Here is a 20,435-nt window from a genome sequence, read left to right on the forward strand (position 1 = left end):
GGGGATTTTTTGCGCGCTTCGAGTCTCTTCGGCGCCGGTTCGTCGGGCGCTCCGGACTTGATGTCAGGCGACGGCCGATCTCCTCGCAGGATGCGCGATCGCTAGGCTTCTCATCCCGTAACAACGTTCGGTGCAGGAGCCAGCCATGTCCCGTTGTTCGATTTTCGCATGTCTTGTCGCGCTCAGTTTTTGCATTACGGCTGGTCCCGCTTTGGCGCTTGATTGCGCCAAGGCCGCAAGCGCGACGGAGAAAGCGATTTGCGCCAACCCCGCCGCGCTCGCTGCCGATGCGGATATGACAAAAGCTTATGGCGCGCTGCACGCCGCTCTCGACGCCAAGCAACGCACCGCTCTGCTCAAGTCGCAGGTCGAATGGATCACCAATCGCGACGGCGCCTGCTTCAACAAGGAAGGCGCCGCGCTGGCCTCTTGTCTCGCCGGCGAAAGCAACGAACGCCGGCTTTTCCTTTCAGGCGGCGCGCTGGTTGGCCCGGGATATCCCGGCAAGCTTGTTCCTGCCTTCAGGATTGAAGCGGGCGGCGTAGGCCGCACGGACGTCGATATCGAGGTTCTTCGATTCCCTGCTCCGGCCAATGCCAGCGAGCGCGCCTTCAACGCCGCCGTCGACAAATTGTCCAGTGACATTTTCCAGCCGGAAAATTCAGACGCCAAGCGCGACGATTACGCCTACTCCTGGAACATGCGCCTCGCCTACGCTTCGCCGCGCCTCATCTCCGCGCATGCCGACGGCTATGCCTCGCTGGGCGGCGCGCATCCCAATACTTATAGCAAGGACATCAATATCGATGTCGGCGCCGGGCGCGAAGCAACCTTCGACTCATTGCTCGACAAGACCGGCGCGGAGAAGATTTTCACCCTCTGCATGGATCAGGTCGTCGCCGACAGAAAAAGCAACGAAGGCGCCGATGGCGATCTCGACGCCGAAGGGCTGAAGAGCTTGCGCAAGGACGTCGCCGCCGCCACCGGCGTCTTGAGCACCTGGAGTTTTGGCGCGGACGCCGCCGATGTCAGCTATGACCCTTACGCAGTGGGCTCCTATGTGGAGGGCTCCTTCACCTGCAAAATCCCCTACGCCACGTTGCGGCCCCTCGCCAAGCCGGACTTTCCGCTGCCTTGAGCTGACTATTGCGCGGCCGCGGCCTGGGCCGTCGGGAACGCGACTTCCACCAGCGTTCCCTGTTCCTTGCGGCTTTTGATCGAAAAGCCGGCGCGGTTGGCTTCAACCAAAGCCTTGGTGAGCGGCAGGCCAAGACCGGTGCCGCCCTTTTGGCGCGCGGAGGAAATCTGCCGGAAGGGCTCGAGCGCCGTGCCAAGTTCCGCATCGCTCATGCCGATGCCGGTGTCGCGTACGCGGATCACGGCCTGACCGGAATCGTTCATAGCAGTCGAGACGATGACCTGTCCGCCCGGCTCGTTGAACTTCACCGCATTCGACATCAGATTCAGCATGATTTGCCGCAGCGAACGTTCGTCGGCGATGACTCGCGGAAGCTTGTCGAACAGCGACAGACGCATGATGATTCTTTCCTGCGCGGCCTGCGGCTGCATCAGGGAAACGCATTCCTGGATGATTCTGTTGGCGTCGATCGCAGCGAAGTTGAAATCGAGCTTCCCCGCCTCGATCTTCGAGAGATCGAGCAGGTCATTGACCAGGCTCATCACATGCGCGCCGGACGAATGAATATCCTTGAGATATTCCTTGTAGCGATCATTGCCGATGGGGCCGAAGCGTTCGTCCATAATGACTTCGGCGAAGCCGAGGATGGCGTTGAGCGGCGTTCTGATTTCGTGACTGATCTTGGCCAGGAATTCCGATTTTAGCGCGCTGGCCTTTTCGGCCTGTCCGCGCGCCGTCTCAAGATCGCGCTCGATCGTTTTCCATTGCGTCATGTCGCGCAGCACGGCGCAGAATTTGGCGTCGGGCGACGAATTCATGCGCCCCATTGTGATGAACAGCGGAATGGCCCGGCCATGGCGCTCCCGCCCCAGCGCGTCGCGACCGTCATTGAGAAGGCTGGCCAGACCGCTTTTCTGCAAACCGTCGAAATAGGCTTTGATCGGCGCGTGGCTTTCGGGCGAAAGCAGCGTGAGAAAATTCTCGCCTGCGACCTCTTTCTGATCGAAGCCGAACAGGGCTTCGGCCGGCCGGTTCAAGGAGAGAATCCGCCCCTGCGAATCGAGCATGACGACGCCATCCGTCGCCGTGTCGAGCACGGTCGAGAGCTCCCGCGCTTCGCTTTCGCGCGCCCGCGCATCGAATTCCAGCGCCCGCAGCTTGGGCGCGAATTCCGCTTCGAACGAGCGGCGCAAGGCGATCAATGTCGCGGGCGCGCCATCCCATTCGATCGTCTGAATCTGTGCGTCCGCAGCAATGGGCTCGCCATTGGCCGCCGCGAGCGACAACGCGCCGCTTTCGCTTGGCGGGCCGACTTGCTCAGGCCGACGCCCTTTGAAAATTTGAGTCAATCCAGAGCGCGCGCGAAACTGCGCCAAATCCTGATAGCCCAGCAGGTCGAGGAGCGTCTGGTTGAGATAGAGCGCCTCGCCGCCGCGTGCGACCAACGCGCCGATCGGCAGCCGATCAAGCAAGCGGCTGGCGTTGCGCGCGGCTGAATCGGGGGAAAGCGCCACCGCGCCGTCATGCGCGGCCGCGGGTGCGACAGCATTCTCTGATAGCGGCGCGGCGCCGTGCGGCGCATCGGGAGCGCCCAGATCGATCAGATCGCGGGCTTGCTCCTCCGTTGGCGGGGCAAGCTCCTCGGGCTCCTTTGTCGCGGGCTCGCTCCGATCCTTGACCTTCGCGCCAAGCGCGCGTGCGATTTCGCGGAACGCGTCGCGCTCATGCGTCGTCAACTCGACGCTCTCGTCGTCTTCGCCGCGCCGCGCGCTCTCATCAACTGACAGAAAGTGCCGCAGGGCGCCTGGCCTGATCGGCACGACATTGGGGCTCGCCGCATAGGATGGTCCCGGCGCGCGCAGCGGCACGATGTCGGCGCTGCGCTCGGTGGAAGCCGGCGATCCGGATTCAGAACCCTCAACCGAAAGCGGCGTCTCGCTCGCCATCGGTTCGTCGGCGGTCGGGGCGGATATCGGCGCCGCTTCGATAGGCTGGTCGAGGGAAGGCGCAACCGGGGCGTCCGGGCTTTCTTCGCTGGGCTGTCGCTTCGCTTCGAACGGCGCCGTTTCGCCGGTGAACACGCCGAAACCCCGATATCCTAAAAAGCGGCGCTCCCGATCGAAGATGGGCGTCCCGGACAAGGCGACGATGATCGCCTGACCGCCCGAATCCTGAGGGGAAACGCGCGGCCAGGGCAAATGTAACGATCCGAAGGTCGCGCGTCCCGCCAGCGCATGGGCGAATTCGCCGCTCTCATCAAGGCCGGTCCTGGCTTTCAGAGCGTCGAGCGATTCGGCGGGGCGCGGCGCCGCGTCGCTGACGGCGTCGACAAGCCCCTTTGCAGGAGCCTCAAAGCAGGAATGCTCGTTGACGCTCCACAGAAACCGTCGGGACGTGGGGCTTGAGAGTTGGCTTGCCGGCGGCGGCGCCTCCTGGAGCGGCTCGGCGCTCTCGGCCTTGTCTTGCGCGCTGGCCGGCGGCGTCGCAACGAGGAAGACCTCGCCGCGCGAATCGGCCACAGGCGCGCAAAGCAGCGCCAATTGGGTCGGCAGCCGGCCGATGTAGAAGCGCAGGAGTTCGAGTCTGGGCGGCGCGCCGGCGCTCAACGCGCCCGCCAATTGGCGCAAACGCCGCGCCCCGGCGCTCGTCCCAGCCATCGCAGCGGCGTTGATCTGCGCCAGGTTTTCGGTCCGGAAAATCGCATGGGCGGCCGGATTGGCGAAGACGATGCGCGGCGGCTCCATGGCGGCGACGAGCAAAGGGGCGCCCTCGCGCAATGGTCCGGCAAAAGACGATCGCGCGAGAAGATCGGCAATATCCGTATCCGCGGTTTTCTGATCGATCGGGTTCATTGGCGGTTATCGGATCCAGGAAATCGAAGCGCTACGGCAGGGCAGGCTGGTAGAATCGGGAACCTCCCCAAAGGTTCAAATGTTACTAAAACCTTAATGCTTTCCCTTACGCTTCGTCCATGCCGCCGGGAGGTTCTCCTCACCTAAGGGTTAAAATTCTCTGGTGCGCTGCAATATAATATTGCAATGCAACATAAACGGGTCTATATTGGAGGCGGGTCGAAACGAGGCGCCGCATCCGGCGCGGATACGGAGGAAATGAAATGGCCAACGCTCCCTATGAAATTCCCAATGAACTGCGCGATTTTGCCGAGCGCAGCGTCGATCAGGCGCGCAAAGCCTTCGAGGGCTTTGTCACGGTCGCCCAAAAGACGGCTGGAACGGTCGATGGCGCGGCGCATGAAGCCCAGACCGGAGCCAAACATGTCGGCTCGCAGATTCTTGGCTTTGCCGAGAAGAATGTGAACGCCGCCTTCGATCTCGCCCAGAAACTGGTGCATGCGAAGGATCCCCAGGAGGCTTTCGCGCTGCAAAGCGAGTTCCTGAAGACGCAGATCGACGCATTGCAGGGTCAGGCCAAAGAACTGGGCGCGCTGATTCAAAAGACCGCCGACCGATCGGCCAAGTAAGTCTCGCTTGCGTTGAAATCTCAGAAGTCCCGCTTGAATCCAAACGAAGGATCGTTCCCCATGGCCACCGCAATCAAAAAACCCGCTCCCGCCGCAGTTGCGCCCGTCGCGCAGTCGCCCGAGCCCAAAATCGAAAAAACTGTCGAAGCTTTTTCGGCGCCGATCGCCGAGATTCAGGACAATGTCCGCAAGGCCCTCGAAAAGGGTGTCGCCGACACCCGCGCCGCTTACGCCAAGGCCAAGGCGGCCGCCGAAGAGACGAGCGTCGCCTTGGAGTCGAGCCGCGCGACGGCCGCCAAGGGGGTCGTCGAATTCAACACCAAGGCGCTTGAGGCTCTGCGCACGAATGCGGAAGCCAATTTCGATTTCCTCAAGGCCCTCATCAGCGTCAAGTCGGTCTCGGAATTTGTTGCGTTGCAGGGCGAACACGCCCGCAAGCAGGCTGAGACGATCACCGCTCAGGCCAAGGAAATCGCCGCCTTGAGCCAGAAGGTTGCCGACGAATCGGCCGCGCCGATCAAGAGCCAGATCGCCAAGACCTTCAAACTGGCCGTCTGACCGACGCCTGGAATTTGGCGCCGCGCGGTTCCCTCCCCCGCGTCGCGCCGAGACGCCGCCCTTTTCGGAGCGGCGTTTTTTTTTCTGTCCGCTCGCGGCCTCCGCGCTCGGATTCCGGGCCTTGCAATGACGCCGCTTTGTCACTAGGTTCCGCCGCGTTCCCGCCCGGGCCGCCATAGCTCAGTTGGTTAGAGCGCTAGATTGTGGATCTAGAGGTCCCCCGTTCAAGCCGGGGTGGCGGTACCACGCGGGATAGCCGTCGGAGTTCCGGCATTGAGGGCCGAGGCTTGCGGGCCTGTCGCTTGGTCCTGATGGGGCGATCCGCGAATACGCTCCGCCCTGCCAAATTGCGGCTGGCGCATCCCTGAAATATTTGTCACAAAACGGGCGGAGTCTCGATTTGGATTCCCGCGCCATCCCAGTGGTCGCCGCCGCGACTGGAAGCGTTGACAAGGCCCGAATGAATGAGCGGACCTGGATTTGAGGAACGCTCATGCAATCGACCCGGCCGTGGTACACCGTTCTCTATGTGCAGGTGCTCATCGGCATCGTTCTGGGCGTCCTCTTCGGCTGGTTGCTTCCCGACCTTGCAAAGAACGAATGGACCGAGTTTCTCGGCAAGGCCTTCGTCAAGCTGATCAAGATGGCGATCGCGCCGATCATCTTCTGCACGATCGTGTCGGGCATCTCGCATATCCAGGAAGCCAAAAGCGTCGGCCGGGTCGGCGTCAAAGCGCTGGTCTATTTTGAATTGGTCTCGACGCTCGCCCTGATCATCGGTCTGGCCGTGGGCTCCATCTGGCAGCCCGGCGCAAACTTTCCGGTGAAGGAGCTGAGCGCCTCGGAACTCGCGCAAGTCGCCTGTTACAAGGACGCCGCTCAGAAAACGACGCCGGTCGAATACATCCTGCATATTATCCCCGACAGCGTGATCGGCGCTTTCGTCTCCAGCCCTGACCCCGGCCTTTGCAAGCCGGGCGCGCCGACGATCTTTCCGATTGGCGACATTTTGCAGGTTCTTTTCTTCGCCGTTCTATTCGGTTTCGCTCTCATGAAACTGGGCGAGCGCGGCCATGCCTTGCGCGGGCTGATCGACGACGGCGCGCATGCGATGTTCGCAATCATCGCGATGATCATGAAGGTCGCGCCGATCGGCGCCTTCGGGGCGATGGCCTTCACCATCGGCAAATTCGGCCCGTCGGCGCTTGGCAATCTCCTCAATCTCATCCTCACCTTCTATGTGACGTCGGCGCTGTTTGTTTTCATTTGCCTGGGCGCGATCGCGCGCGTCGCGGGTTTCTCGATCGTTCAGTTCGTCCGCTACATCAAGGATGAACTGCTGATCGTGCTGGGCACGTCCTCGTCGGAAAGCGCGCTGCCCTCGCTGATGGAAAAGCTCGAACGTCTGGGCTGTTCCAAACAGGTCGTCGGGCTGGTGGTTCCGACCGGCTATTCCTTCAATCTCGACGGCACCAATATTTACATGACCCTGGCGACCCTGTTCATTGCGCAGGCGCTGCATGTCGATCTTTCGTGGGGTCAGATGCTGACGATCCTCGTCGTCGCGATGTTGACGTCCAAGGGGGCGAGCGGCGTGACTGGCGCCGGCTTCGTCGTGCTTGCGGGGACGCTGGCTTCGGCCGATGTGCGCCTGCTGCCCGGACTGGCGATCGTGTTTGGCATCGACAAGTTTATGAGCGAAGTTCGCGCCCTCACCAACATCGCCGGCAATGGCGTCGCCACCATCGTGGTGTCTTGGTGGGAAGGCGAGCTTGATCGCGACAAGCTGAAACAGGGTCTTGCCCGTCAGATCGATCCGGCCGATGTCGAACTGGCGGAAACAACAGGCTGAAGCCGGATCATCCGATCATTTTGCGCGCCTCTGCGGCGGCAACCGCTGCGCGCCCGGGATTAAACGGTCTTGTCTGCAAACTGACAAAGGTCGGCGATGACGCAGACGCCGCATGACGGAGCGCGCGCCTTGCACGTGTAGCGTCCATGCAGGATGAGCCAGTGATGGGCGTGGCGCATGAAGCGGGCGGGGATGATTTTGACAAGCCCCGTTTCGACTTCGAGCGGATTTCTGCCTTTGGCGATAGGAATGCGATTGGAGACGCGAAACACATGCGTGTCGACGGCGAGCGTCTCGGCGCCGAAAGCGATATTGAGCACGACATTGGCGGTCTTGCGGCCAACGCCGGGCAGCGCCTCGAGCGCCTCGCGGCTGTTAGGCGCTTGGCTGCCGTGATCGCTGATCAAGGCTCGCGACAGCGCGATCACGTTTCTGGCTTTGGTTCGGTAAAGACCGATCGTCTTGATCTTTTCGGCAAGCCCGGCCTCGCCGAGCGCCAGCATTTTTTCCGGACTATCGGCGATCGCAAATAGCGTGCGGGTCGCCTTGTTGACGCCGACATCCGTCGCCTGGGCGGAGAGAACCACCGCGACGAGCAGCGTGAAATTGTTGACATATTCAAGCTCGCCCTTGGGTTCGGGCATGGCGGCGGCGAAACGCTCGAAAATCTTCTCCACCCGCGCCGCCTGAGCGGAGCGCGAAGACGCGCCGCGTTTTTTCGCAACGCCGGCGGCCGCTAATTTTTTCAGCTTTTCTCGCTCCACGTCCGCCTTATAATGAGCCTGCGCGGGACCGCCAAGGGCGCTCGTCAGGCGCGCTCATGAAGCGAGGACGCAATGGACGATCTGTCGCGAGCCTATGAAGCGCCATTGTTCGACGCGCGGCTGAACCCGCACCGCTCGCTGGGGCCAAGCGGATTTCGCAAGCTGATGATGGCCGCCTTCGCCTTCAGCGCCGTGGTCAGCCTGCCGTTCTATCTGATGGGCGCGTGGCCGGTGGTCGGCTTCATGGGGCTCGACGTCCTGGCGCTTTACATCGCGTTTCGCGCCAATTTTCGCTCGGCCCGCGCCTATGAAGAATTGCGTCTGACGTCTCTCGAACTTTTGTTCGCGCGCGTCAGCATGCGCGGCGCGCGGCGCGAATGGCGCTTCAATCCCTCATGGGTCCGTTTCGAGCGGGTCGAGCACGAGGAGTTTGGCACGCAGCGCCTCTCGCTTGTCAGCCAGGGGCGCAGCCTTGAGGTCGGCTCTTTTCTCGGGCCCGACCAGAAAGCTGAACTGGCCTCGAAGTTCTCGCGCGCGTTAGCGCAGGCGCGGCGCGGCCCCAGGCTGTCCGATTAGCGGTTTAGAATTCGGCCTGCCGGCGCACGGCTTGTTCGACCTTGGCCATTTGCTCGGCTGAAAGACTTGCCGTCAGGGCGTCGAGCTCGGCGTCTTGAATGCCGGCGGCTTTGGCGAAACGATGCCACGCCGCCGCCTGCACCGGGTCCTTGGGAACGCCGCGCCCGGTGGCGTAGAGATGGGCGAGACGGTTCTGGGCGATCGGATTGTTCTTGCCGGCCGCCTTCAAAAAGAGCTTGGCGGCGCCAGCCTCGTCCTTGCCGACCCCGACGCCGTTGAACAGCATGATCGCATATTCGACCTCTCCGGCGATGATGCCGCCGTCGGCGGCGCGCTTCAGCCAACGCGCCGCCGCGGCGATATCGAGGGGCACTCCGCGTCCGTCGCGCAGCAGCACGCCATAGGAATAAGCCCCGTCGTCGTCGCCCGCCTCCGCCGACCGGCGGAAAAAATCGGCGGCTTTGGCGAAGTCGGGCGGCGACGAGCCGTCGCCCTCGATCGCCATGACGCCCAGATTATAGAGCGCGCCCGCATGACCTTGCGCCGCCGCTTTCTCAAACAGCGCCGCCGCTCCGGCGCGATCTTTCGTCACGCCCGGCGCGCCGGTCAGCAGCATCAGCCCAAGCGCGAACGTCGCCTGGCGGTCGCCCACGTCAGCGGCGAGGCGATACCAGCGCGCGGCTTCGGCGGGGTCGCGTTTGACGCTGACGCCGTCCTTGTAGATTTCGGCGATCAAAGTCATCGCCGGCCCGTCTTTTGGATTGGCCGCGAGGCGGTTCATCGCCTCTCTCAGCGCGGTCGCATAATAGCCGCGCTGATAGGCGCCAAAAGCGAGATCGGGCGGGGGGCCTGACGAAGGCGCCGCTGGAGGCGCGGCGGGCGCGCCGCTCGCGGGAGGCGGCATGACGACGCCATTCACCGAAAACTGTGCGACCGCGGGGCCAGACGCGACAAGCACGGCGAGAATGAAGCAAAGGCGAAAGCGCTGCCGCGACATGAAAGTCAGTCCGGTCGGCGCGCGAGGATCGCCCGCGCCTGCGCCAGCGCGTCCAGGGGCGCCGGCGCGCTCCAGATCGCATCGGCGAGCGCCACAAAATCGGCGCCGGCGTCGGCGAGTGGGGCGATGTCCTCCAGCGAGGCGGCATAGCCGACGCAGGGCGGTTCGAATATCTCGGCCCACCATTCCACGCGTTCGACCGTCTCGTCGGCCGGCGGCGTATAGCCGTCGCGCCGGGGCTCGCCGAACATGACGTAATCGACGCCCGCTTCTCCCGCGTTCATCGCTTCGTCGCGCGTGCGCAGCAGCCCGGCGCCGACGATGCGTTCCGGCTTGAGGCTGGCCAGCGCTTCATTCAGCACGGCGCCGCCGCCGGTCATATGCGCGCCGTCGGCGCCGACTCTGGCGGCTAGGCGAGGGTCATTGTCGACCAGCAGCGCCGCGCCGGCATGGGCCGCGATCTCGACAAGCCGCGTGACGATCTTCTTGGCGTCGCCTTCGGCGTCCGGCGCGAGGCGCGCGAGCACGCAGGCGACATCGCCGGCCTCAAGCGCAGCGGCGAGGGTCGACGCGAAATCGTCGAGGTCGGTCACGCGCAGGGGCGGCGTGAGCAGGTATAATTTGCCGGATTGGGTATTGGCCATGGTCTTGGATTGTTCTCGGCGCGGATTTTGGCCGAGCAATGAGGCTAAAACGTGAGCCGCGCAAGCGCTGGGCGCTCAGCGGCGACGCTCTGGCTTCATTTCGGCGTCCGTCGCGCTAATGCGCGGCGAAAGCCATGCGCAGGCGCTCCACCTGGCTCGCGATCGCGCTCGGCGCGCCGCCGAATTCCTGCGCGCGCGCGGCGAACAGCGATTGGTCGAGATGAACGATCCGCGCCTGCAGGCGCATGGATTTGAAAGTCAGGGCGCGCAGGCGCTGCGGCAGTTCGTCGAATAATTCGGGCGCGCAGGCGATCTCCTGGCGCGTCAGCCGGACCTTGTGCTTTTCCGAGGCGGCCTGCGTCGCCGTCATATCCCCTTCGTTCACGGCGCGCTGCAGCAGCAGCCACGACGCCAATTGCATCAGGCGCGTCGTCAGGCGCATGCTTTCGCTCGCATAGGCCATCGCCGCGGCGCGGCGCAATTGGCGCGACTCGTCGCGTCCCGCGCCATCGAGATAGCCGGCCGATTCCTCGACCAGCGCCATGCCCTCTTTGAACAGGGTCTTGAAGCTGTCGGAGGCGGTGAGCCTTTGAACGAAGGAAATGGTCCCCGATCTCGAAGAATCGGGCCAGGAGGGGCCCGGCCTGGAAGGCTCGAACGGGGAGCCGTCGAACTGGCGCGTCATGATGAATTCTCTCGTCCTTGCCTCGCCGACCGATCCGCGGCCGCCTTGTTGGTAAGGCGGCCTCGGCGGCGCAAGGAGCAACGCAAGATTAACGCCTCCAACTCGAAGCTGGCAATTTACTTTTTGATAAGGTTAACGAGGCGTTAAATGAAATCGCGCAAATAAAAAAAAGCCGCCCGGAGGCGGCCTTTGAGTTGGAAAACGGGAGGCGTCGAACAGAATGGACAGGAGCCATTCAGAATCCAAAAAGAAGGATTGGTTTGATTCATAATCGGTAATCGTTAACGCGACGTTAAAATGGACGGCCGCTGACGAGAAAATCTTGCCGGTCGCTTCAATTTCGGACAGGGCGGGGCGGGGCGTTCCCGGATTGTTACGCCTCGCGGCGCTTGATTTTGGCGCGTAGGAGCGCGAGCAGGGCGGCGCGTTGCTCGGCGTCGGGGAAGGCGCGCGCCGGAATCACCGCCGCCTGATTACGCGACAGCCAGAGCCAGATCAGGCCGGCGCCCTCTTCCAGATCGACGAATTTCGCCCAGTCATAGCGTCCCTCGACGGTGACGGGACCGGTTCGCGCATCGTCTGGCGCCGCGCACGACGTCGATGAGGACCGCCGATGGAATAGCGTCGGAATAGCTGGAGCGCCCTAAGGACCCGACACGGCCCGTCGAAATCCCTGCTAAGTCCTTGATTCTCGCTGGCGCGGAAGGCCGCCGGCTTCCGTGAAACGGGCGATATCAACGACTTGGATCCCTTCGGACTTCCACATCGAAATTTTCCGGCGCAAATCGAGCCGACGAGCCCTGTGACGGACGGCGAGGCAGTCGGACTGGCCGGGCGCCTCGGCTCAAGCGATCGGGCTTTCGCGCGGAGAGGACGGGAGCGTTCAAGCCAGGTTTCCCCCCGGGAATATCTCTTTTGGAAACAAGGCAAGAACACTATCATGGATTCTTATTTTCAGAAACAGAATATTACTCCGCTATCGGCGGGGCTGTCCGGAGAGGCTTAAGCCCGCACGGCGAGCGACCGTGCGGATGCCATCGTCGTGCTCGCCGTAAAGGGCAAGCCGCTTCGCGGGCGCTACGCGCCCCTTGACGGCTGCGCGCGCCGATGGCGTTTGGCTGATCATGTTGTTTTGGTGACCGAAGCGGCCCCAAAAGGCCGCTTTCGTGCACCAAAACAACATGGATGCCACTTGCCGCGCCGACGAGACGCAGTCACGCCGAAGGCGCCGAAGCGAAGCGGAGGACCGGCGCAGCCGGTTGACGGCGGCTCGGCGGCGTGGCCCATCCTACGTCGCTCCCCAGCTGGACAGCCGTGGGCTCGTTCCTCTCCGCGCCAGCCCATCCCCTCAGCTCTTGAAAAACGCGCTCGCGGCCTGTTTGGTCGCCTCGCGCGCCTTGATGGCGGCCTCAAGGCGGAGGATTTCCTGTTTGAGGCTCTCGATCCGCTCGGCCAGTTCCGGCGCCGAGAGCAAATCGATGGGCTGGCCGATCTCATGTACCGCGGCCGCCTTGCGCGGCGCGCCAAAAATGCTCTCCTCGTCAGATACGGCCATCGGTCGCTCCCGCTTGCTTGCTCAGCCGAATATAAGGAATATTCGCCTCCCGCGCTCGCCTCAACAGTCAGGCTCTTACGGAATTCGCCATGCAACTGATCGGAATGCTCGATTCTCCCTATGTGCGCCGCGTCGCCATCGCGCTGATGCGGCTCGATCTGCCCTTCGAGCACCGGCCGATTTCGCTGTTCCGTCACATCGATGAGTTCAAAGCGATCAATCCGCTGCTGAAAGCGCCGACGCTGGTCGCCGACGACGGAACCGTGCTGATGGATTCGACGCTGATCATCGACTATGCGGTCACGCTCGCGCCGGACGCGCGCAGCCTCTGGCCGCGCGCGCCAAAGGCGAAGCTGCGCGCCGCCAGGCTCATCGGCCTGTCGCTCGTCGTCTGCGAAAAGGCGGTGCAGTTTCACTATGAGCGCGAGCTGCGCCCGCCCGAAAAGCAGCATGAGCCCTGGGCGGCGCGCGTGCGCGGCCAATTGCTCGCCGGGCTTGACGCATTGGAGCTGGAGATCAATGAGGGCAGGGGCTGGCTGTTCGAGGATCGCCTGACGCTCGCCGACATCACCTTGGCGGCGGCCTTCGCCTTCACCCAGGGCAATCTCAGCGATATCGTCGACAAGGCGCGTTACGGGGCCATCGCTTCGTTCAGCGCACGCGCCGAAGAACTGCCAGAGTTTCGCGCGGCGCCCGCCGAAGATGGCGCAACCGTCAGCTTGCCCGCGCGTTGATCAATTCCCCCTCCCCGCGAAGCGGGGGAGGGGTTAGGGGTGGGGGTTGTGCGATGTTGGGATGCCCAAGTCTCGCGCCGCTGAACCTCTCCGGCGAATCGACCCTCGCGAGCGAGTTTTGCCCTCGAAAGCCACCCCGGCCCCTCCCCGCTCCGCGGAGAGGGGAGAAGATCGCGGACATGATTTTCTGACGCACTAGAACCAAGTCCCGGGCCGCCATGGCCCGCCCCATTGTGAAGCGAGGCCGCCGTGTCCGATCTGCCCGAAATGATGAACGCCGTCGTCGTCGCCCATCCCGGCGGCCCCGAAGTGCTGCATGTCGAGCAGCGGCCGCGCCCGTCGCCGGGCGAGGGCGAGATTCTCATCGCCGTCGAGGCGGCCGGAATCAATCGGCCCGATACGCTGCAGCGTCAGGGGCTCTATCCGCCGCCGCCCGGCGCCCCTGACACTCTGGGGCTGGAAGTCGCGGGCAAGATTGTCGCGCTCGGCGCCAAGGCGACGCGCTTTTCCCTGGGCGACAGCGTTCTGGCTCTGGTTCCCGGCGGCGGCTATGCGCAATATTGCGTGGCGCATGAAAGCAATGCGCTGCCGATCCCCGCCGGCCTTTCGATGATCGAGGCGGCGGCGATCCCCGAGACCTTCTTCACCGTCTGGACCAATGTTTTCGATCGCGGCGCTCTGAAGGCGGGCGAAACCCTGCTCGTGCATGGCGGAACATCGGGCATCGGCACCACGGCGATCGCTTTGGCCAAAGCCTTTGGCGCGACGGTGATCGCGACGGCTGGGTCGGACGACAAGACGATCGCCTGCGCCAAGCTCGGCGCCGATTTCGTCGTGAACTATCGGACGTCGGATTTTGTCGCGGCGACGATGGCCGCCACCGATTCGCGCGGCGCCGACGTCATTCTCGACATGGTCGGCGGCGATTATGTCGCACGCAATTATGCGGCGGCGGCGGTGGGCGGCCGCATCGTGCAGATCGCCTTCCTCAATGGGCCGAAAGCCACGCTCGATCTGCGCCCGTTGATGATCAAGCGCCTCGTCCATACCGGTTCGACCCTGCGCCCGCGCGCCCCGGCGGCAAAGGCTGTTATCGCCGACGCGCTGCATGCGAAAGTCTGGCCGCTGCTGGCGGCGGGGCGCTGCAAACCGGTGATCGATTCGACCTATCCGCTCGCCGAGGCGGCGAGCGCGCATGCGCGGATGGAAAGCTCGGCGCATATCGGTAAGATTGTTTTCACGCTTTAGCGGTAAAACTGGCCTAGGAATTGCTTGTCGATTATCTCAGATAATTGCTTGTCAATTATCTCAGACGATGGCGTTGACGATGCCGGCGCCTCCGTTAAACTGTCATGAGAATCAACGACAAAGCATACTAACGACAAGGTGCGGATACGATGCGCGGAGTTGAGGATTAAATGAGCGGTCCGGCGCACTCCCGTTCAGAGTTTCGCGCCTCGCCAGTCCTTCCGTCGCTTTCCGCCACTTTCCCAAATTTCCAGAAGACTACCGTCCGGGCGTATCGACGCGGCGTCCGGACGCGAGATCTTGCGTCGGCCTGTCAGAAGGAATTTGCCCTTGAGCAAGCGCTTCGAAAAACAGAAACGCCGGAACGGCCGTTCATTCGCAACGGCTGAAATCATCGAACTCCATCGGCCAGACAAATTCGAAACGGAACGCGCTCTTCCCCCCATCAAGGCTCTCAACCCGACCCAAGCAGATTATCTCGACGCCCTTCGCAACTCCCCCCAGGTGGTGGTCCTGGGGCCGGCCGGCACCGGCAAGACATGGATCGCCGCCACCTATGCCGCCGATCTCTATCGCAAGCGGCGCATCGCCAAAATCATCCTGACCCGGCCTAATGTCCCCTGCGGCCGCTCGCTCGGATTTTTCCCCGGCTCCCTCGAAGAAAAATTCGCGCCCTGGGCCGCCCCGATCGTCGACGCGATCAAGGATCGGATCGGCGCCGCCGCCTATGAGATCGCCCTCAAGAAGGGCGACATCGAAATGGTCCCTTTCGAAGTCATGCGCGGCCGGTCGTGGAAAAACGCCTTCGTTCTGCTCGACGAGGCGCAGAACACGACGCCCGCCGAGATCAAGACCTTCCTCACCCGCATCGGCGAGGATTGCTCGGTCGTGGTCAATGGCGATGTCAGCCAATGCGATCTCGCCGAAGCCTCCGGCCTGCGCGCCGTGCTGCAATTGGTCCGCGCGCAGGGCCTGCCGGTGCCGGTGATCGAATTCACCCTCGACGACATCGTGCGCTCAGGCCTCTGCGCGATGTGGGTGCGCGCGTTCGAGGAGGCGCGGCTCTGAGGTTGGCGGCGCGGGTGATACGCGCAGGCTAGTTTGGCAGCGATTCCGACGAGGAGCGTCAACTGGCGCTCCTCGTGAAGTCGTTCAAGGAAGGCTCACCTTTGAATGCGTACCGCTCAATGTTCCAGCGCCCTCGCTGCGAAGTTGTGCGATCTTCTCAAAGCCGATGTAGTGGGTCTTCTTTCCGCTCAATCCGTTCGAACAGGCGTTCCCGATCTCAAACGGGCTCACCTCCCCATAAGCGAAGTCGACTCCGCCTTTTGGGACGCCCAGCCTCGTCCGCAAATCCTCATAAAGGTGCGGGTCGGCACGCCATTGAAGCCTGTGCTGTTGTTCAGGGGAGCCGTACACGATGAAACGATGGCCTAGGTCCTTATGACGCCCGTCCCGGTAGGTGCGCCACTTCGTCTGTAGGCGGGCATCCCAGGAGGCTCCGACGGAGAAAGCACTGCTGATATCTTCAACCACGACGTTCTCTTCGCGGCGATATTCGATCAGTTGGCGAACGAAATTCGAAGCCAAGGAGCGAGGACAGTCGAGCCACAAGTGCGGAACATCAGGAAATTTAGGGTCATGAAAGATGCGCGTCCACAGGAAATCGAAGGCGATCTTACCCTCCGGCGTCAGAAGGCAGCCATAATTCTCCGAGGGTCGGGCCATATCGCATGTGACTAGCCCATCAATAAACGAAATCGCATCGCGGCCCGCGACGCGCACAAAGGCTCTGTCAGCGAGCAGCACGGTGGGCATAAGCAAAGGACCCGCTAATTTCGAAAAGAATTACTTCGGTTCACGATTGCACGGATCCTCCTTCTGTCAAGCGAACGTCGGTTTTACGGTGACGCTTTAGTTTTACGGTGACGCTTTACTCAATCCCTATTTTGTTGTTTTGCAGAAGAAAAAGAGAATTGATTACGTAGCCACCGTAAAACCAGGAGATCATCGGGGTGGCCAAGCCATGATTACAAGACGCGCCGCGCGCCCGGAATCCAAAGCAACGCCTGTGCGGTCATCCAACTGAACAGCAGCGCGAAAGTAAAGGTCGCCGCGAATTTTATGCTCGCGGGGGCGGGTTGATCGAGGAGCATGAATTGCGCCCAGAGAACAAAGACATAATGGACGAGATAGATCGTGTAGGCGCTGCGCGCGAGTGAATCCATCCAGGGGCGGCGCGTGCGGACAGCGCCCCGAAACAGGGCGAGGAAGCCGAAGCAACTTGCAACGCAACTGAGCACCCACAAAATCGACTCCAAAGCGCCCATGCCGCGCGGTGAGAGGATGCTGATCAAGCTTTGGCTGCGCGGGACAAAGACCAATAAATTATACGCGACAAAACAGCCCCTGATCCACCAACGCCAGTTGCGCGCCAGCCCCCCATCCCGCGACAGCAAACCCCGATCGAGATTCTGCGCGCCGACCAAGGCGCCCGCGAAAAACCAGGCGAGGTAGAGACCGATGCGGCAGACCTGGAGATAAAACGGCTTGGTCAGCAAAGGAGCCCAGACGCCAAAGCCGAAGATGGAGAGCATAGGTAGATACATCAAAGCGCAAACAACAAGCATCACGCCGAAGGCCGGCAGCGGGCGCTCGATGAACCACCGGAAGGCCGACGGGCAATTGAACGTGCGCCGGGGAAATACAGCGAATATAGCCGCCGCGACGACGTCGAAGAGCAACAGCATCCAGACAAACCAAAGCGGGCCAGGAGGCCAGCCGTGGGTTGTGATATTCTGACGCCAGTAGTCGAGGTAGCCGTCGTCATGACCGGCTGCGCGCCACGCGGCATAATAGGCCGCCGGCATCAGCACCGTCACACCGACGGCGAAGGGCAAACCCAGCCGGAGAAATCGGTGACTCAGAAAAGCCGGCGCGCCCGATCGCCTGAGCGAGGGCAAGACAAACAGGCCGGATATGAAAAACATCAGCGACATGAAAAATACGTCGTTGAAGTTCTCGGCATAATCGAGGAAGAGCCAACGCGCTCCGTCGACAACCGGCGCGGTTGAAGCCAAATAGTTTGCGGAATCGATGCGGGCGAAATTGGTGTAAGCGAGACCGCTATGGTGCGCTACGACCATCAGCGTCAATGTCGCTCTGAGGTAGTCTAGCGAGACGTCTCTTGCGGACTTAGCGTCGGCTACGAACGGGTTAATGGCGGCGGACAAGACGACCATTCCGGCCTCGCATTTGACGGCGAGAATGAAGATGGCGGGACAGTTCGCCAATGATGCAATGAAGTCAACAGACGGCGCCCGCGATTGGCCGCTATCCCCAGTTGCCGACGGGCGCGATGGGAACCAAGCGTCAGATTTTCACCACTGGCGCTTTGTCCTTTTGCGATATTTGTATTAACTGCATGGACGAGGAGAGGGAGCGATAATTATTACTTTGATCGCGCCGGTCATTACGATTGACCGAATATTTCTCACAATATTAGTATCTATTTCTCATTGTATTTTATTGGTGGCGTCATCGGAATTTCTGGCCAGTATACTGGCGCGAGGTTTTACGTTTTACGGTGACTTTATCTGCCTTGTGGATCAGACGCGCGGAAATGCGATCCCGCCGAGCAGCGCCACCACTTCTGCTTGACGGTTGCAGCCCGTCTTTTCCATGACGGCTTTCAAATGCGAACGGACGGTGCTGCGCGAGACGCCGCCCGCGGAAGCAATGTCATCGAGCGTTTGCCCGGTGGCGAGACTCCGGGCCACCCGCGTTTCCGCCGGCGTGAGATCAAACAACGATTGCACCAATTCCACGGGGGGTGCTTGCGGCGCGGCGACAGGCGTCATCACCAGCACCGCGGCGCAGCGAACGAAGATATCGCGCGCCGCTCCCCGGATCGGGATGACATGCGCGACCATCAGCGCGCCGCTGTCCGCGTCGCGAACCGCGAATGAACGCGTCGCGGCGCTTGTCAGATCAGGCGTCGCCATAGCCTGAAAGAGCAGCTTGTCGGCGTTGGGATCTTTGAGCGAAACGCGATCCCTCGCCCGCCATTGGACAAAGCCCGTGAGCGCCTCGATCAATGAATTAGCCGCCAGAACCTTGGCGCCATCGTCCAGCACCAGAGCCGGCACGCCGATAAGAGCGAGGGTTTCGCTGGCGATGCGGGCGCGCTCCAACTGCATGCGCGCCGACAGAAGCGCGCTGCGGGCCAGATGAGGCCGCAGGAGATCGAGCTGCTGGATGACAGCCGATTCCACCGGCCCTCGTTCATAGTCCCGCTCCAGGCTGACAATGAGCATGTCGCCGGTCGGCAGCGGAATGCCGGTGCCCGCGGCCCAACCGAGGCCAGCGGGCCGCAGAAAGTCGCTATAGACCGGATCGACTTCCAGTTCTCCGTCCGAGTAAATATCGCTTTCCGCTAAAAAACCGGCATGGCGCGCGCCGAACAAACGACCGCGCCGTTGTCCACGCATCAACCAGCCGTCGGATACATAGCGCGCCATTTCTTCGCGAAGGCTGGCGGACGCCGTCCAGCGCAGAACCTCCGTGTTGGCGGCGAATAAGACGCCGCCGCGGGCGTTGGCGATTTCAGCGAGTTCGTCGAGGACCCCGGGCCAAAGCTCGGGAACGAACGAGCTTTCGTAAATACGATCGACGAGTTGTTCGTTCATGGCCGCCTTCGTAATTCGACAATCCGACATGCCCGGGCCGCCGGTTTCAGGAGGATATTGCGCCGGTTTGGCTTTGCAGACAACAAGCGTCATCGATCGCCAGCCGTTCTCATTTTGGCGTCGCCCCGCTGTCAGTAGAATCTCGTCAAAGGATGGCGCCGCCCCTTATCTTGCCGGCTTCGCCGGCCGCTTTCCACCGCTGCGTGAGGGAACGGGCGCGCGTTGTTTCGCTAACGCCGCGCGCTTCGCCGGCCTCTGCGCCGCCCCGGCGCCCGCGACGAACAAGGTCACGATCGCCGCGAATTCCTCTTCGAGCTTCGAGTCGGGGACGGTCAGCCAGCGGATCAGGGCGCCGAGATAGAGGTGGTTGAACAAGGCCGCCAGATGGGCGGCGCCGAGGTCTTTGCGCAATTCGCCCGAGTGCTGGCTCGCCGCGATCGCCGCTTCGAACAATCGGTCGACGCCGTTGCTCATCGCGCCCTCTTCGGCGATCGTGCCGGCGTTGATGTCGAGAAAGCGGAAACGCAGATAATGCGGGAGATAGGCGCGGTGTCCCTCGCACCAGACGATCGCGGAATTGAGCACCGCCCAGATGCGTGGCGCAAAACTCGCCTGCCGCGCGACATCGGCCGCCAGCAAATCGAGATGGGCGGCGAGTTCGCTGTGGATCCAATGGGCGAGCAGCGCCTCCTTGACCGGGAAATGATTGTAGAGCGTGCCTTTGGCGACATCGGCTTTGGCGGCGACCTGCTCCATCGTCACGGAATCGTAGCCCTGCGCCTCGAATAGGGCGAAAGCCGTCGCCGCGAGATGGTCGAGCGTCCGGCTGCGCTTGCGTTCGCGCCGGCCCGGATTTTCAACGGCCGGCATGCGGCTCTTCTATTTCTATACGTCGTATAAAATTATCCATTGACCATTTATCCCCACGGGTTCATATTGGGCAGGCTGGCGCGGGGCGCCGCCGATCTTCCATCATAATGGACGATTCCCGTGAATGCTCAGACCAAAACGCCCGATCCTTTCTTCGCCGGGATCAGCGCGGAACTCGCGGACAAGAACTGGCTGGTGACGAAAACGGACCGGCTGATTCAATGGGCGCGCGCCGGCTCTCTCATGTGGAATCAGTTTGGCCTCGCCTGCTGCGGCGTCGAGATGATCCAATTCGCCATGCCGCGCTACGACGCCGAGCGCTTCGGCTTTGCGCCGCGCGGCTCGCCGCGGCAATCGGATGTGATGATCGTGGCGGGGACGCTCACCAACAAGATGGCGCCGGCGTTGCGCAAGATTTACGATCAGATGCCCGAGCCGCGTTACGTCATTTCGATGGGCTCATGCGCCAATGGCGGCGGCTATTACCATTATTCCTATTCGGTCGTGCGCGGCTGCGACCGCATCCTGCCTGTCGACATCTATGTCCCGGGATGCCCCCCGACAGCCGAGGCGCTGCTCTACGCCGTGCTGCTGCTGCAAAAGAAAATGCGGCGGACGGGCGTCATCGAGCGATGACGCTCGCGT

General features: G+C 62.3%; 19 protein-coding genes and 1 tRNA gene. 10 read left to right on the top strand and 10 right to left on the bottom strand.

All coding sequences use genetic code 11. The features are described from left to right. Positions 1–145: 145 nt before the first annotated feature. A complete protein-coding gene (locus tag GSQ90_RS25645) occupies positions 146–1,138 on the top strand; it encodes a lysozyme inhibitor LprI family protein (protein WP_158817804.1) in 993 nt (330 codons plus the stop codon). Positions 1,139–1,143: 5 nt separating this feature from the next. Here the strand turns inward: GSQ90_RS25645 and GSQ90_RS25650 are convergent, their stop codons facing one another. Then, entirely contained in the window at positions 1,144–3,990 is a 2,847-nt protein-coding gene (locus GSQ90_RS25650) for an ATP-binding protein (protein ID WP_158817805.1), read from the bottom strand. Positions 3,991–4,253: 263 nt separating this feature from the next. On the opposite strand from GSQ90_RS25650, the gene GSQ90_RS25655 reads away from it, so the two are divergent. The 4 genes from GSQ90_RS25655 (at position 4,254) to dctA (ending at position 7,029) form a co-directional block, all read left to right on the top strand. Beyond that, complete coding sequence (locus GSQ90_RS25655) at positions 4,254–4,619, top strand: phasin (protein ID WP_158817806.1); 366 nt, start codon at positions 4,254–4,256, stop codon at positions 4,617–4,619. Between the two features lie 60 nt (positions 4,620–4,679). Then, positions 4,680–5,177: a phasin gene (locus tag GSQ90_RS25660; RefSeq protein ID WP_158817807.1), complete on the top strand. Its 498-nt coding sequence runs from the start codon at positions 4,680–4,682 to the stop codon at positions 5,175–5,177. A gap of 169 nt (positions 5,178–5,346) precedes the next feature. Beyond that, positions 5,347–5,423 (top strand) — tRNA-His (locus tag GSQ90_RS25665). A 247-nt stretch (positions 5,424–5,670) separates the two neighbouring features. Continuing rightward, entirely contained in the window at positions 5,671–7,029 is a 1,359-nt protein-coding gene (dctA, locus tag GSQ90_RS25670; RefSeq protein WP_158817808.1) for a C4-dicarboxylate transporter DctA, read from the top strand. 59 nt (positions 7,030–7,088) lie between these two features. Here the strand turns inward: dctA and nth are convergent, their stop codons facing one another. Continuing rightward, on the bottom strand, positions 7,089–7,793 hold the full coding sequence (nth, locus tag GSQ90_RS25675; protein ID WP_158817809.1) for an endonuclease III: 705 nt from the start codon (positions 7,791–7,793) through the stop codon (positions 7,089–7,091). Between the two features lie 72 nt (positions 7,794–7,865). Between nth and GSQ90_RS25680 the strand changes: the two genes are divergently transcribed. Continuing rightward, positions 7,866–8,369, top strand: coding sequence for a DUF2244 domain-containing protein (locus GSQ90_RS25680; protein ID WP_174247537.1), 504 nt, complete (start codon positions 7,866–7,868; stop codon positions 8,367–8,369). A gap of 4 nt (positions 8,370–8,373) precedes the next feature. Here GSQ90_RS25680 and GSQ90_RS25685 read toward each other — a convergent pair whose 3' ends face one another. From GSQ90_RS25685 to GSQ90_RS25705, 4 genes are all read right to left on the bottom strand, one after another. Continuing rightward, positions 8,374–9,366 (bottom strand): tetratricopeptide repeat protein, encoded by a 993-nt coding sequence (locus GSQ90_RS25685; protein ID WP_158817810.1) that lies wholly within the window; start codon positions 9,364–9,366, stop codon positions 8,374–8,376. A gap of 5 nt (positions 9,367–9,371) precedes the next feature. Then, positions 9,372–10,010 (bottom strand): thiamine phosphate synthase, encoded by a 639-nt coding sequence (locus GSQ90_RS25690; RefSeq protein ID WP_158817811.1) that lies wholly within the window; start codon positions 10,008–10,010, stop codon positions 9,372–9,374. Between the two features lie 115 nt (positions 10,011–10,125). Next, complete coding sequence (locus GSQ90_RS25695) at positions 10,126–10,695, bottom strand: DUF1465 family protein (RefSeq protein ID WP_158817812.1); 570 nt, start codon at positions 10,693–10,695, stop codon at positions 10,126–10,128. 1,348 nt (positions 10,696–12,043) lie between these two features. Further along, complete coding sequence (locus GSQ90_RS25705) at positions 12,044–12,250, bottom strand: DUF1192 domain-containing protein (RefSeq protein ID WP_158817813.1); 207 nt, start codon at positions 12,248–12,250, stop codon at positions 12,044–12,046. A gap of 89 nt (positions 12,251–12,339) precedes the next feature. Between GSQ90_RS25705 and GSQ90_RS25710 the strand changes: the two genes are divergently transcribed. From GSQ90_RS25710 to GSQ90_RS25720, 3 genes are all read left to right on the top strand, one after another. After that, positions 12,340–12,984 carry a glutathione S-transferase family protein gene (locus GSQ90_RS25710; protein WP_158817814.1) on the top strand — a complete coding sequence of 215 codons (645 nt, stop codon included), beginning with the start codon at positions 12,340–12,342 and terminating at the stop codon, positions 12,982–12,984. Between the two features lie 249 nt (positions 12,985–13,233). Then, a complete protein-coding gene (locus GSQ90_RS25715) occupies positions 13,234–14,232 on the top strand; it encodes an NAD(P)H-quinone oxidoreductase (protein WP_246731776.1) in 999 nt (332 codons plus the stop codon). Positions 14,233–14,625: 393 nt separating this feature from the next. After that, positions 14,626–15,300, top strand: a complete 675-nt coding sequence (locus GSQ90_RS25720; protein WP_158818180.1) for a PhoH family protein — start codon at positions 14,626–14,628, stop codon at positions 15,298–15,300. A gap of 84 nt (positions 15,301–15,384) precedes the next feature. Here the strand turns inward: GSQ90_RS25720 and GSQ90_RS25725 are convergent, their stop codons facing one another. The 4 genes from GSQ90_RS25725 to GSQ90_RS25740 all read right to left on the bottom strand — a co-directional run bounded on the left by GSQ90_RS25725 (position 15,385) and on the right by GSQ90_RS25740 (position 19,790). Then, positions 15,385–16,050 (bottom strand): hypothetical protein, encoded by a 666-nt coding sequence (locus GSQ90_RS25725; protein ID WP_158817815.1) that lies wholly within the window; start codon positions 16,048–16,050, stop codon positions 15,385–15,387. Positions 16,051–16,262: 212 nt separating this feature from the next. Continuing rightward, positions 16,263–17,474 carry an acyltransferase gene (locus GSQ90_RS25730; RefSeq protein WP_158817816.1) on the bottom strand — a complete coding sequence of 404 codons (1,212 nt, stop codon included), beginning with the start codon at positions 17,472–17,474 and terminating at the stop codon, positions 16,263–16,265. A gap of 366 nt (positions 17,475–17,840) precedes the next feature. After that, positions 17,841–18,920, bottom strand: a complete 1,080-nt coding sequence (locus GSQ90_RS25735; protein WP_158817817.1) for a helix-turn-helix transcriptional regulator — start codon at positions 18,918–18,920, stop codon at positions 17,841–17,843. Between the two features lie 165 nt (positions 18,921–19,085). Further along, positions 19,086–19,790 (bottom strand): TetR/AcrR family transcriptional regulator, encoded by a 705-nt coding sequence (locus tag GSQ90_RS25740; protein ID WP_158817818.1) that lies wholly within the window; start codon positions 19,788–19,790, stop codon positions 19,086–19,088. A gap of 120 nt (positions 19,791–19,910) precedes the next feature. Between GSQ90_RS25740 and GSQ90_RS25745 the strand changes: the two genes are divergently transcribed. Continuing rightward, positions 19,911–20,426, top strand: a complete 516-nt coding sequence (locus GSQ90_RS25745) for an NADH-quinone oxidoreductase subunit B (RefSeq protein WP_246731777.1) — start codon at positions 19,911–19,913, stop codon at positions 20,424–20,426. The last annotated feature ends 9 nt before the right edge of the window (positions 20,427–20,435 follow it).

The sequence above is a fragment of the Methylocapsa sp. S129 genome (assembly GCF_009765995.1).
In the GTDB taxonomy this organism is placed as follows: domain Bacteria; phylum Pseudomonadota; class Alphaproteobacteria; order Rhizobiales; family Beijerinckiaceae; genus Roseiarcus.